This is a genomic window from Actinomadura vinacea (assembly GCF_039532545.1).
In the GTDB taxonomy this organism is placed as follows: domain Bacteria; phylum Actinomycetota; class Actinomycetes; order Streptosporangiales; family Streptosporangiaceae; genus Spirillospora; species Spirillospora vinacea.
Genome location: NZ_BAAARW010000006.1, coordinates 38,471 through 51,555, shown reverse-complemented (window position 1 = coordinate 51,555; position 13,085 = coordinate 38,471). Strand labels below are relative to the sequence as shown.

At 70.8% G+C, this 13,085-nt stretch carries 10 protein-coding genes; 5 read left to right on the top strand and 5 right to left on the bottom strand.

Going from position 1 to position 13,085, the window contains the following annotated elements; genetic code table 11:
* Positions 1–24 precede the first annotated feature (24 nt).
* Positions 25–783, top strand: a complete 759-nt coding sequence (locus ABD340_RS08880; protein ID WP_344588151.1) for an SDR family NAD(P)-dependent oxidoreductase — start codon at positions 25–27, stop codon at positions 781–783.
* A gap of 91 nt (positions 784–874) precedes the next feature.
* Here ABD340_RS08880 and ABD340_RS08875 read toward each other — a convergent pair whose 3' ends face one another.
* The 3 genes from ABD340_RS08875 to ABD340_RS08865 form a co-directional block, all read right to left on the bottom strand.
* Positions 875–2,215 (bottom strand): hypothetical protein, encoded by a 1,341-nt coding sequence (locus ABD340_RS08875; RefSeq protein WP_344588150.1) that lies wholly within the window; start codon positions 2,213–2,215, stop codon positions 875–877.
* On the bottom strand, positions 2,212–3,384 hold the full coding sequence (locus tag ABD340_RS08870; protein WP_344588149.1) for a sulfotransferase family protein: 1,173 nt from the start codon (positions 3,382–3,384) through the stop codon (positions 2,212–2,214). Before ABD340_RS08870 ends, ABD340_RS08875 begins: the two co-directional genes overlap by 4 nt.
* Before the next feature lie 147 nt (positions 3,385–3,531).
* Entirely contained in the window at positions 3,532–4,935 is a 1,404-nt protein-coding gene (locus ABD340_RS08865) for a glycoside hydrolase family 1 protein (RefSeq protein WP_344588148.1), read from the bottom strand.
* 276 nt (positions 4,936–5,211) lie between these two features.
* Between ABD340_RS08865 and ABD340_RS08860 the strand changes: the two genes are divergently transcribed.
* Together ABD340_RS08860 and ABD340_RS08855 are read left to right on the top strand one after the other, a co-directional pair.
* On the top strand, positions 5,212–6,180 hold the full coding sequence (locus ABD340_RS08860) for an LLM class flavin-dependent oxidoreductase (RefSeq protein WP_344588147.1): 969 nt from the start codon (positions 5,212–5,214) through the stop codon (positions 6,178–6,180).
* A gap of 217 nt (positions 6,181–6,397) precedes the next feature.
* A complete protein-coding gene (locus ABD340_RS08855; RefSeq protein ID WP_344588146.1) occupies positions 6,398–6,991 on the top strand; it encodes a peptidoglycan-binding domain-containing protein in 594 nt (197 codons plus the stop codon).
* Between the two features lie 198 nt (positions 6,992–7,189).
* Here the strand turns inward: ABD340_RS08855 and ABD340_RS08850 are convergent, their stop codons facing one another.
* Both ABD340_RS08850 and ABD340_RS08845 read right to left on the bottom strand, forming a co-directional pair.
* Entirely contained in the window at positions 7,190–8,194 is a 1,005-nt protein-coding gene (locus ABD340_RS08850) for a nuclear transport factor 2 family protein (RefSeq protein ID WP_486303561.1), read from the bottom strand.
* A 116-nt stretch (positions 8,195–8,310) separates the two neighbouring features.
* The gene (locus tag ABD340_RS08845) at positions 8,311–9,210 is read right to left on the bottom strand and encodes an LppU/SCO3897 family protein (protein ID WP_344588144.1); all 900 of its coding nucleotides are present in this window, start codon (positions 9,208–9,210) and stop codon (positions 8,311–8,313) included.
* A 437-nt stretch (positions 9,211–9,647) separates the two neighbouring features.
* Here ABD340_RS08845 and ABD340_RS08840 point away from each other — a divergent pair, with 437 nt between their 5' ends.
* A complete protein-coding gene (locus tag ABD340_RS08840) occupies positions 9,648–10,868 on the top strand; it encodes an RNA-guided endonuclease InsQ/TnpB family protein (RefSeq protein WP_344588143.1) in 1,221 nt (406 codons plus the stop codon).
* A gap of 225 nt (positions 10,869–11,093) precedes the next feature.
* On the top strand, positions 11,094–13,013 hold the full coding sequence (locus ABD340_RS08835; protein WP_344588142.1) for an amino acid transporter: 1,920 nt from the start codon (positions 11,094–11,096) through the stop codon (positions 13,011–13,013).
* The last annotated feature ends 72 nt before the right edge of the window (positions 13,014–13,085 follow it).

Below are 13,085 nucleotides of genomic sequence, written 5' to 3'. Positions count from 1 at the left end.
CACTTATCTTACTATTTTACCCACATGGGATTCCTCGACGGCAGGACGGCACTGGTCACCGGGGGCGGGCAGGGGGTGGGCCGGGGCATCGCGCTCGCCCTCGCGGCGGAGGGCGCCGCGGTGGCGCTCGCCGGCCGGACGGAGGGCAAACTCGACGGGGTCGCCGAGGAGATCAAGGATCGTGGCGGACGGGCCATGACGGTGGTCTGCGACGTGAAGGACGCCGACGCCCTCGCCGCATGCGTGGACGAGGCGGCCTCCCGCCTCGGCGGCATCGGCATCCTCGTCAACAACGCGCAGCAGTCGCTGCTGGGGACCGTGCTGGGCGTCACCGAGGAGGACCTCGACGCCGCCTGGCGGTCCGGACCGCTGGCCGCCTTCCGCCTCATGCGGCTCTGCCATCCGTACCTCCAGGCGGCCAACGGCGTCGTCATCAACCTGGGCAGCAGCGCGGCCGTCAACCCGGCCCCCACCGACCGCGGCGTGTACGGGGCGCTGAAGGCGGCCATGGCCGGGCTGACCCGCGCCGCCGGGACGGAGTGGGGCCCGGACGGCATCCGGGTGATCACGGTCATGCCCGCCGCGACGAGCGCCGGTTCGGAGGCGTACGCCAGGAACTCCCCGGAACTGTACGCCCGCAGCCTTGAGTCGATCCCGCTGCGCCGCCTCGGTGACGCCGAGCAGGACATCGGGCGCTTCGTGGCCCTGCTCTGCGGCCCGGACGGCGCCTACCTGACCGCCACGACCATCGCACTCGACGGGGGCCAGGCCTACCTTCGCTGAGAACCCGCGGGACGGGGCGGGCGGGGAGATCCCCGTCCGCCCCGGCGTCCGGCGAACACGCGGAGATGCGGATCTCCGGCGGCTCGTCGGCTCACGTGCGCGCGTCCCCTTGCATCCTGACGACCTGCCGCAGCCGCTCGTCCAGCACCGCACGGCGTTCGCCGGGGCTGACGCGCGGCGCGCCGGCGGGCAGTTCGGCGGCGACTCCGTCCAGCTTGACGACGCGGGCCCGCGGTGCCGGGTGCGCGTCGGTCTGGACCGCCTCCTCGGTGCCGTCCGCCCAGGACCGCATCCAGTCGTTGCGCGTCACGGCGAGGTCGCGGCGCGGTGGCGGCGGCGCGGCGTCCTCCTTCGGCGCCGGGCCGAGCCGCAGATGGATCGCGCCCTGCCGGTGGCCGAGGGTGTCGAGCCAGTTGGGCACCCCCGGATCGGCGTGCGCCACCACGAACCGGATCATCCCGTCGCCGTCCACGCGCGCCTGTGCCCGGTTGAGGCTGGTCTGCCGGTTGGCGAAATCGAGGGTGTTCCACAGCGTGTTCGACAGCTGGATGCCCCAGTACGGGCCGGCCGGCTCCGGCATCTCCACGAGGAGGCCGTCACCGGGCGCCAGATCCCAGAACCCGTGGAAGATGACGGGCAGGTCGCTGTCGGCACGGCTCGGCCTCGCCTCGAAAGCGTTGGTGTACGCGGCCATCCCGTTCCGCTGCGCCCCGGTGAAGACGCGAACCGACTCGACCAGCCAGGTTCCGAGCGCTTCGAGCTCCTTGCCCACCCGGTCGGCGGACATGACGGGCCACTTGCGTCCGGTCTCGTCGAGGCACTCGATGTGCAGCCGGGCGGGTTCGGCCGCCGCCCAGTCGCCGAAGAACTCGCGGGTGAGCAGGTAGCTCGTCCCCGGCACGACCCGCAGCCAGTTGCCCGGCCGCTCGCGGGGACCGAACAGCACCTCGAACTCACCGTCCGGGCCCGGCCGCAGGTCGGCCGCGAGCAGCGAGCCGGTCTGGCGGGTGCCGTCGAAGAACTCCAGCCCGATGAACCCGGCGTTGCCGAGCGTTCCGCTGATCCGGTACGTGAGGTCGTCGCGCAGCACCACCGTGCGGTAGACCGCGTCCGGGTTGCCGGCCCCGTAGTCGAACAGGTGCACCGGCCACGGGCGCGAGAACACCGGACGGGCCGGATCCGCCGCACCGAGGGAACGCTCCAACCCGAACGAGAGCAGCTGGAGCAGACCCCGATACATGCCGGCCCGGTCCACCGCCTCCGCCGGGACGGCGCCGCGTGCAAGTTCGGCCGCCTCCGCCAGCCGCTCCAGGAGGACCGCCCACTCGTCCCCGTCCATGACTCGCGGGTCCTCTGGACGCGCGGTGAGAAGGTACTTGGCCATGCTGAAGAACGACCAGTCGACCGTGCTGCCGGTCATGTCGCGGCTCACACTCCGAACCGTTCGCGGTAACCGGCGAACCTCGCGTCTATGTCGTCCTCGTCCAGCCCGTACTCGGCCAGCGCGTAGGTCCACTTGCCGTGCCGGTCCGGCCTGTTCTCCGGGGCGTCCAGCCAGGCGCGCGCCCGCCGTTCGAACTCCGCGGTGACGGGAAGACCGAAGTGGTCGTAGACGCCGCGGACCGTGCCGACCGGATCCGAGACCAGGTCCGGGTAGCGGACGTGGCAGATCGCCGGGTCGGCCGCGAACGGATCGGCGAGTATCCCGTCCACGAGCTCGCCCTGCCGGTCCAGCCAGGCGCGGGCGAACTCCGCCGGGTCGCCCATCTTCCCGGTCCCCCGGATCAGCATGGAGATCACGGCGAGCAGCGACCCGCAGACCTGGACCGGGTCACGGTGCGCCCACACCAGCCGCGCATCGGGATAGACCGCCCGCAGCCCTGCCAGGTGGAACTGGTGGTCCACCCCCTTGAGCGCCCAGCGGCGGGGCGGGGCACCGTACTGCAGGTGCTTCAGGAACCAGCGGTGGAACTCGTACCGCACGACGTCGTCGTCGCGGTCGGCCACCCAGGAGGTTCCGTACGGGATCTTGGACAGCTGGATCGGGTAGTGGTTCCGCAGGTCGTAGACCAGGAAGCCCTCGCACTCCATGAGGGCGCTGCCGCCCTGGTCCCAGTACGGGTGCTGGGTGATGAAACCGGGCAGGTCCGCGAGCCAGCTCTCGATGTCCCGGTCGCCCAGCGCGATCCGCGGATCGTCGGCCGCGGCCAGGCCGGGCGGCGGGGAGGGACGCGCGACCTCCCAGTACGCCGGCGCGCGGTTGTCGGGGTCGGCCGCGATGATCGAGTGCAGGAACGTCGTCCCCGACCGGCCGAAACCGATCACGATGAGCGGGGCGGTCACCTCCTCCCGGCCGATCCCGGGATGCCGCCGGTCGTCCTCGACGAGCCGCAGCCGGCCGGCGAGGACCTCGACGAGCTGGCCGAACGCCGCCGCGCGGCGCTCCGCCGGCAGGTCGGCGTCCTCGTTCAGCAGGCGCACCACGCCGCCGAGCGACTCGCGGAACCCGTCGCCGCCGTGGTCGTCGAGACCGGCGGCCCGTTCCGCCGCCGCAAGCACGTCCTGGACGCTCGGGTTCATCGGCAGTTCGGAAACGATCAACGCTCCATGTCCTCTCGCTCTCCCGGCCCCGGCTCCAGCCCCCGAGAGGGAGGGCACTCCCAGGACCTACCCGCAAAGTAGATGAAATAGTTAGATACATCAACGGATAACGGGAGAGCGGGTCGTCGAGATCGGCGCGACCGGGCGTCAGCTCGCGTTGCCGAAGACCCCGGAGCGGACCCAGTCGCAGGGGATCATCGGCGGTGGCGCGTCGGCGTCCTGCGCCGACTCGCCGTCGCCGACCGCCGACGCGTACAGGCGGCAGTAGGGCAGCTTGGACGCCACGTCGTCGAGCACGGACCAGTACTCGTACCCCACGACGTCGACGCCGTCGCTGTTCATGATCCGCGCGAGCCAGGCCAGCTTCGACGCCAGCGCGCTCCTGCACCGGTCACGGTCCGGCCGGACGAGCCCGGCCGCCTTGTGATGATCGTCCAGCCCGCGGTCGGTGATGTACACGGGCGGCAGCGCGTCGCCGTACAGTTCGTGCAGCATCGCCAGCGCGTCCGCGGGCCCCTCGGGCACGACGGGCCAGCCGTAGGACGTCGTCTCCACCCCGGTCAACGGGACGACCGCGAAGCCCAGCCGCGCCAGCAGCCGGTTGACCTCGTTCAGCGCGTGGAAGCGCGGCGACGGCGACAGCACCCGGGAGACGTTCTCGGGCGCCGCGACGCACATCGGCGCGTGCCACGAGAGCCCCAGCGCGTCCTGCGGCGTACTGATGACCTTCATGTCACCGGTGCGCACGCAGCCGGAGTCCACGACCGGCGAGCGCCCGGTCTCCAGGACCATGTGCTCGCCGAGCAGCAGCGGATCGAGGAACAACCGGATGCTCCAGCTCTCCAGCCGTTCGAGGGCGATCCGGTCCCACGGGTCCGTGGACGCGGTGTACGCGCCGACGAGCGAGCCGATCAATCCCGCGCGGCCGCGCACGCCGGCGGCACGGAGCGCCCGCATGGCCAGGCCGTGCGCCAGCAGGACATGGTGGACCGCCGGCAGCCCGGCGGCGCCCCTGGCCCGTCCGGGCGCGAACAACCCGGCCACCCGGTCGGCGAGGGAGGACGCGGCCACGTCGCTCAGCGTGACCCAGCGGGCGACCCGGTCACCGAAACGCCGCCCCATCGCGTCCGCGTAGTCGGCGAAGCGCGACGCCGTGTCGCGCGACAGCCACCCTCCGCCCTCCTCCAGCCAGGCGGGCAGCTCCCGGTACATCAGCGCCACCGCGGGAAGGACGCCGGCCGCCGCCATCGTGTCGAGGGCCCGGTCGCAGCGATCCAGCGCGGCCCGATCCCAGGTGCCCGGCCCGTCCGGCTGGAGGCGCCCCCAGCCGAGGACCAGCCTGCGGGTCGCGGGTCCGGCGCCGACGATCCGCCGCACGTCGTCGGCCCAGTGGTGGAAGTGCCCGCTGCCGAAGGGGGCGGACGGGGACACCGGCGCGACCGGCGCGGCGAGCTCCCCATCGGTGGCGACCGCCCAGTCGAGGCCGTCCAGACGGCCGAGACCACCGGGCGCGGTCCCACCCGGGCCACCGCAGAGGACAGCACCGTCCACCCATACCTCCGACAAGATCGCAGGTCGGCGGCCCCGTCCAGCGGAACACGACCGTGTTCCGGACGTTAACACCGGGCCCCTATCAGGGCAATGGTTCGGGCGCGCTCAGGCCTGCCGATAGCCGACTGAACAGATGGCGCGACCCGCGGCAGTCACATTTCCAACAGGCATGGCGCCATTCCCCACAGGCATGCACCCGGGGTCGCCTTCAGGATCGTACAACGATGCGTAATACTATTAAATAGGGTAGATATTTAAGCTAAAGAAGGGTGCGCCATGAAGGTTGGCCTGTGGTTCGATCTGCGCAACCCGCCGCCCTGGCGGCGGGACCCGTCCCGCCTCTACGCGTTCGCGCTGGAGATGTGCGAGGAAGCCGAACGGCTGGGCGCCGACTCGCTCTGGTTCTCCGAGCATCACCTGTTCGAGGACGGCTACCTGCCGCAGCCGCTGACGTTCGCGGCCGCGGCGGCGGCCCGCACCCGCCGGGTGCGGCTGGGAACCGGAATCCTGATCGGCCCGCTACGGAAGACCGCCCAGCTGGCGGAGGAGGCCGCGATCGTGGACCTCATCAGTGATGGGCGCCTCGACCTCGGCCTGGGCGCCGGCTACCGGACACCCGAGTACGACCTCTTCGGGGCCGAGCTCAAGGAGCGGTACCGAACCCTCGACGCGCAGGTCGGCGAACTGCGGCGGTTCTGGGGAGAAGGTGAAGTCACTCCCGCCCCGGTGCAGGCGGACCTGCCGATATGGCTCGGCTATCAGGGCCCCAAGGGGGCGCGGCGGGCGGGCCGGCTGGGAGAGTGCCTGCTCACGGCCAACGCCGAATCCTGGCCGCACTACCGTGACGGTCTCGCCGAAGGCGGGCACGACCCTCGCGGCGCGCGCATGGCGGGCGGCATCGAGGCGTTCGTGACCGACGATCCCGAACGTGACTGGCACGCGGTGGCGCCGCACGTCACCTACCAGTTCGACAGCTACCGCCGCTACATGGTGGAAGGCACCGGGCGGCCCGTCCCCCGGCCCGTGGACCCCGACAAGCTCCGGTCGCGTTCCTCCAGAGGTCCCTTGACGTCCTTCTTGTTCGACACTCCCGAGAACGTGGCCGCCCACGTCCGCGAGTTCGCCGGAGAGGCCCCGGTGGAGACCGTCTGGTTCGGCGCCTCGGTCGCCGGGCTGTCAGAGGAGATGGTGGCCCGGCACGTCGAAGTGATCTGCAAGCGGCTACGGCCGCTACTGACGGGGTGAGTCCTGTTCCGAATCCCGAACAAGCACACCCGTGCAGGCACGCACTGCCGCACCATTCTTATTGATCTCCCACAAAAAGATTGACAACCCCTGTAAACCCATAGGGGATGTCGCGCGTCCGAGACTTCCCGGAGAAAACTCATAAGCCACGAAAACCCATCCTCGCAATTGAGCGTCTTCTTTATAGAACGGCCAGACGCCGTTGAGAGGAGATCGAATGAGAATCGCATCGCGGGTGATGGCGGCCGGCCTGGCCGCCGCCATCGCCACGCTCGCCGCCGGCGCCGGGGCGATCCCGGCCGGCGCCGACGACCCCCGGACCGACAGGCGGATCGTCGCCGCCATCGAGGCCCAGCCCTGGATGGTGCTCGAGAAGGGCGACAGGAACCACCGGGTCGCGGCGGCCCGCTGCTTCCTGGCACAGCTCGGGTACTTCAAGGGCTGCGACCCCAGGGCCGGCAACGCCGACCTCTTCGACGAGGCCCTGGTCACCGCCGTCAAGAAGTACCAGGGCGCCCGTGACCTTGAGGAGACCGGCGAACTCAACACGGAGACCTGGGTGACGCTCCGCTCCGACCACGGGATCGCGCGGCCGGGGGACACCCGCTCCAGCCTGGTCAAGGGGCTGCAGCACTCGCTCAACATCCTCGGCGACGCCGTCTCGGTCGACGGCGTCTACGGGAACGGGACCAAGACCGCCGTCTGGAATTTCCAGACCCGCAAGGAAATCGGAGCCGACGGCGTGGTGGGCCCGATCACCTTCCGCGCCATGTTCGCCCAGGGCGCCGAGAGCCGGCGCACCCCTCGGTGACCGCGGTTCGACAGCCCCTTACCGCCCCTGAACCCGTCACGTCCCCCGCGGGGGCGGGGATGAGATGAATGGATTCCGGGCAGCCGCCCCAAGCGGTCGCCCGGAGCCATTTTCAGCCCAGCATTCATAACTGCTGGACGCATGCACGGAGACAAGGGCGGCGCTCCCGGGTCGGGAGCGCCGGCCGTGTGAACGTCGTCAGCGTGCCGGCTGGATCCGGCCGTAGAGCTCGCGGATCTTCTGGTCGTCGGCGATCAGGGGAAGCGTGTCGAAGGCCAGGGTCCACTCGGCGAGTCGGCCGCCTCGATATCCGAAGCGTTCGATGACGCCGAAGGAGGTCGTGCGGCCTTGGCTGTTCACGGTCCCGTACCACTCCTGGTACGTGGCGGCAGGCGTACGCACGGTCTGGCCAGGGGCGAGCGAGGCGTTCGGGTCGTGGCCGAACTTGCTGAAGAGGCGCTGCAGGTAGGCGAGTTTGGCGGCTCGGGTTCCCAGGGTGCGGTCCCCCAGTCCGGTACCCGAGAGGGGTGCTGTGCCCAGGGAGTCCACCAGGGCGGCGGCGTCCCGCCGGTTCCAGGCCGCGCCTCGGCCTGGGATGTCGCCGGGGTGCGCGGTCGTGACAGCCGCCGGAGCACTCCCCTGGCTGCGGTCTGTCACCCCCTGGAAGAGGTCCTCAAGGTCGCCGTCGAGCGGCTTGAACCACGCGAACCGGTCGTAGTAGCGCCGGCCTTGGACGACGTCGCCGTCCTTGCTCAGCACGACCCGGTAGATCGCCGGATACTCGACCTTGTTTCCGTTGATCGTGGCCTGGTTGTGCGCACCGTACATGACCGCGTTCCGGTCGGCGGCGATACGGGTCGGGCGGAAACCGAACTCTGGCACGAGCCTGAGCGAGCCGCGGATGGAGTTCATGATGGTGGCACGCCCCTGGACGGGTTCCGCGGCGGCCTCCCAAAGGGTCGCGTCGTCGTCCCAGAGTTCTCCGTAAGCGACGACCCGCTTTTCCAGGTCTTCCTCGTCGGGGCGGCTCGGGTCGGTGTAGGTCGGCATCGCGCCGAACCGGTTCTGCCGGTCGATGAACGTCTGGGCCGCGGGCGAGATCGTGCCCTCGGTCACCGGCCCGCCGCCGGCGTGAGCCGTGCCGGTGAAGGCCACCGTGACGGCGGCCGCCGCGGCGGACAGAACGGCTCCGATATGACGCATGATCACTGTCTGCTCCTCGCAGGTGGCCCCGCTCTGCCGAGCGGGTGTGATCATCTTTTCGGGCCGCCCTCCGCGAGAGCGATTACCGGAGAGATAAAGCCGGCGGGCTTTTCGGCTCAGCCGGGGAGGGAGTCCAGTTGCTCCTTGAGGGTGGGCTTGAGCTGGCGCAGGCACAGCACCGGCAGGTAGGCGTCCTTGGCCTCCAGGAACTTGTTCGATCCGGAGGGGCACTCCCGCTGGGTGCGGACACGGCCGGTGACCTTGGCGAACGCGTCGCTGCCCGAGCACTCGACCTTTCTCGGGCCGTTGAAGGAGAACGTGGTGTCGGCGATGCAGTCACCCGGCCCCAGGACCGCGCCCCCGGCGCCGAGACACAGCACCGGGCGGCTCGTCGATCCGCTCGAACCGGACAGCTTCGCGGTCTCCATGGTCCGCCCCGCGGGGCACTGGCTCTGCGTCGCGACCCTCGCGATGATCTTGCCGTACCACTCCGACCCCGAGCACGGCTTCTCCGAGCTGAACGCCAGCGAGTTGCTGATGCAGTCGCCCGCGCCGATCATCCCGCCGCCCGCACCGGGGTCGCCGGGGTGCGGCGCGGCGAGGTTGCGGGTGCAGACCTCCCAGTAGCGCTCGTCCTTTTCCGAGATGGTGACGCGGGCGACGCCGTCGGCGCCGTCGGGGCACTCCGGCATGGACGAGGTGCTGAAGGAGGTGCGCTGGCCGGTCCTGACCACCTTGAGGACCTTGCCCTTGGCCTGGTCGGATTTGCAGCCGACCCTGGTCGCCGCCGGGATCCTCTGCATGAAGCCGGAACCGGTGTTCATCTCGCCGCGCACGTCGATACAGTGCTCGGCCTGGACGGGACCGTCCGGCTCCCCGCTCGCGAGGTTGGCGACGACAACGCCGGCGATCGCGAGGAGCACGATGGCCGCGACACCTCCGGCGATGAGCAGTCCGATCAGGCGGCCTGGCCCCTTGCGCTGCGGCGGCGGCCCCATCGGGCCCATCGGGCCCATCGGGCCCATCGGACCGGTGGGTGGAGGAGGCACGACAGGTCCGGGTACTCCGGGCGGCGGAGCGTAGGGATTGCCGGGCGGCGGAGCAGGGGGCTGCGCGGGCCCGGCGTTCGCCGGATCGGCCCATGATCCTTCCTGCGGCCGTTCCCCGTCAGGACGCTGGCCCCCGCTGTTCACCGGACCTCCCGGAGGCTGCCCCGGCCTTCAGACCGGGGAGGAATCCGGTCCCCCGCGGAGCGGGACAGGGAAACAGCGATCGCCGTCAGGCGATCGGCCGTCGGCCCTGAGACCGCTGTCTGTCCGGTCATGAGTGATGATCCCCTTGTCCTTTGGTTGTGTCGTCTGGTGCGGCTGCTCGTGGCATCGGCCACCGGTCCGGTACGCGGAGTAACTGATGTCGGGGACGGATGTCGATGTTGGCCGGTAGGTTCCCGGTCATGCGGACGGCGTACAGGTGCCGGGCCTACCCGGACTCCGAGCAGGCGGCCCTGCTGGGCCGCACGTTCGGCTGCGTGCGCCTTGTGTGGAACAAGACCCTGGCCGAGCGGACCCGCCGCCACCGCGACACGGGGCAGGGGACGGCCTACCGGGAGACCGACGCCTGGCTGACCGGGTGGAAGAAGACCGCCGAGTTGGCGTTCTTGTCGGAGGTGTCGTCGGTGCCGCTGCAGCAGGCGCTGCGGCACCAGCACGCCGCCTTCGCCAACTTCTTCGCCGGGCGTGCCCGCCACCCGCGGTTCAAGTCCCGCAACGGCCGCCAGTCCGCGCATTTCACCCGCTCGGCGTTCCGGATGCGCGACGGCGAGCTGCGCCTGGCCAAGACCAGCACCCCGCTGGCATTCGTATGGTCCTTCGACGACGTCGACCCGTCCACCCTCAACCCCACGATGGTCGTGGTCTCCCGCGACACCGACGGGCGCTGGTACGTGACCTTCGCCGTCGACACCCACCAACCCGAACCACGACCGCAGGCGGGGCGCGAGGTCGGGGTCGATCTGGGGGTGAAGGACTTCGCCGTCACCAGCGACGGCGAACGCATCGCCAACCCCCGCCATTTGGACCGCAAGGCCGCCAACCTCGCCCGCTACCAGCGCCGCATGGCCCGCCGCCAGAAAGGCTCCGCCAACCGCCGCAAGGCCAAGAACAAGGTCGCCCGCGCCCACCGCAAAGTCCGCAACGCCCGCCAAGACTTCCTCCACAAGACCACCACCCGGCTCGTGGAATCCGCCGACCTGATCGCCATCGAAGACCTCAACGTCAAGGGCTTGGTCCGCAACCGGAGCCTGTCCAGGGCCATCTCCGACTGCGGATGGGGCGAATTCCGCCGACAGTTGGAGTACAAGTGCGAACGCGCCGGGCGGACCCTGGTGGTGATCGACCGCTGGCACCCCTCCTCCAAGACCTGCTCGAACTGCGGGCACCTGCTCGGCGAGCTGAGCCTGAACACCCGGGCGTGGACGTGCCCGGGCTGCCGCACCCGGCACGACCGGGACCACAACGCGGCCAAGAACATCCTTGCGGCTGGTCGAGCCGCAGCCAGGGGCCCGACCCCCGGTGATGCCTGTGGAGCCGGTATAAGACGGCAAGGGCCCTCCCTTCCGCAACTGGCCGTGAAACAGGAAACCCCACCCGCGAGGATGGGAATCCCCCTCCTTTAGGAGGGAGAGGAAGTCAATCCGTGTCTCCCCCTCGCTGCGCTGGCTCGCCCCGGCGCGGCGAACGGACTTGCCCGACTTTAGCGCCTTGATCAGGACAGAGGTGCCCATACCCGCCTTCCCGACTTCACCAGGGCCTGGCCAACCCGCGCCCAAGCCGCCCGGCGCGCCGCGGAACGGCCGGTAGCGTCGGACTTGATCAGCGGGTGAATGCCGAGGTGAGCGCGGATGGACACCTCTTCCCAGCCGGAGACCGGATCCGCGCTGCGGCGATGGCTGCTGCAAGGCTTCCACCGGCCCGGCCGGAAGACGGCGGGCCCGCACCACCACGAAACCCCGCACAAGCAGCACCGGTGGTGGCAGGTGATGTGCCTGACCGGTGTGGACTACTTCTCGACGCTGGGATACCAGCCGGGCATCGCGGCGCTGGCGGCCGGGGCGCTCAGCCCGATCGCGACCCTGCTGCTGGTGGGGTTGACGCTGCTGGGCGCGCTGCCGGTGTACCGGTCGGTCGCCGGGCAGAGCCCGCACGGGCTGGGCTCGCTGTCGATGCTGGAGCGGTTGCTGCCCGGCTGGCGCGGCAAGCTGCTGGTGCTGTTCCTGCTGGGTTTCGTCGCCACCGCGTTCATCATCACGATCACGCTGTCGGCGGCGGACGCCACCGCGCACCTGCTGCACAACCCCTTCTTCCCCGCCGCCCTGGCGGGCTGGCAGGTGCCGGTGACCCTGGTGCTGATCGGCGCGTTGGGCGCCGTCTTCCTCATCGGGTTCAGCGAGGCCATCTCGATCGCGGTGCTCCTGGTGGCGGTCTACCTGGGCCTGAACGTCGTGGTGGTGGGCGACGCGCTGCGGGAGCTGGCCGTCCACCCGGAGCTGGTCACCGGCTGGCGGCACGCGCTCACCACCGAGTACTCCGGCCCACTGGCAATGATCGCGGTGTCGCTGGTCGTGATGCCGAAGCTGGCCCTGGGACTGTCCGGCTTCGAGACCGGCGTGGCGGTGATGCCGCTGGTCCGGGGCGATCTGGAGGAACGGATCCGGGGCGCGCGCAAGCTGCTGACCACGGCCGCGGGCATCATGAGCGTCTTCCTCATCACCTCAAGCCTCGTCACGACGGTCCTGATCCCGGCGAAGGAGTTCGAGGAGGGCGGCAAGGCCAACGGGCGCGCGCTGGCGTATCTGGCGCACGAGCGGCTCGGCGACTGGTTCGGCACCGTCTACGACCTGTCCACCATCGCGATCCTGTGGTTCGCCGGCGCGTCCGCGTTGGCGGGCCTGCTCAACATCGTGCCCCGGTACCTGCCCCGGTACGGGATGGCGCCGGACTGGACCCGCGCCACCCGCCCGATGGTGCTGATCTTCACGGCCGTCTCGTTCACGATCACCGTGCTGTTCGGCGCCCAGGTCGAGGCCCAGGGCGGCGCCTACGCCACCGGCGTGCTGGCGCTGATCCTGTCCGCGGCGGTCGCGGTGACCCTGGCAGCGCACGGCCGCCGGCAGCGCCGCGCCACCCTCGGGTTCGGCCTGGTCACCCTGGTCCTGGGGTACGCCACCGTCGCCAACATCGTCGAGCGGCCCGACGGCCTGGTGATCGCCCTGCTGTTCTGCGTGGCGATCGTGGCCACCTCGCTGGTCTCCCGCGCCACCCGCTCCACCGAGCTGCGCGTCGGCGAGGTCGCCCTGGACGCGGCGGCGCTGCGCTACGTCACCGAGGCCGGCGACCTCCGGTTCATCGCCAACGAACCGGACGAGCGCGACCGGCGCGAGTACGACGACAAGGCCGGCGAGGCCTGGGCGCTGCACCGGCTGCGCGAGGACGAGCGGCTCATCTTCCTGGAGGTCACCGTCTCGGACGCCTCGGAGTTCGCGACCGACCTGCACGTCGTCGGCGAGGAGCTGCACGGCCACCGGATCCTGCGGGTCGCCAGCCCCAGCGTCGCCAACGCGATAGCGGCGATCCTGCTGCACGTCCGCAACCAGACCGGCGTCCTGCCGCACGTCTACTTCCACTGGGCCGAGGGCAACCCGGTCGGCGCGCTGCTGCGCTACCTGGTCTTCGGCGGCGGGGACGTCGCCCCGCTCACCCGCGAGATACTGCGCCAGGCCGAGCCCGACATCAGGCACCGCCCCCTCGTCCACGTCGGCTGACCCCGGCGCGCCCGCGGCCTGGCCGCGCCGGAACGGCAGGGAGGGCCGGCTGCGGGGACAGGACGACGCTCA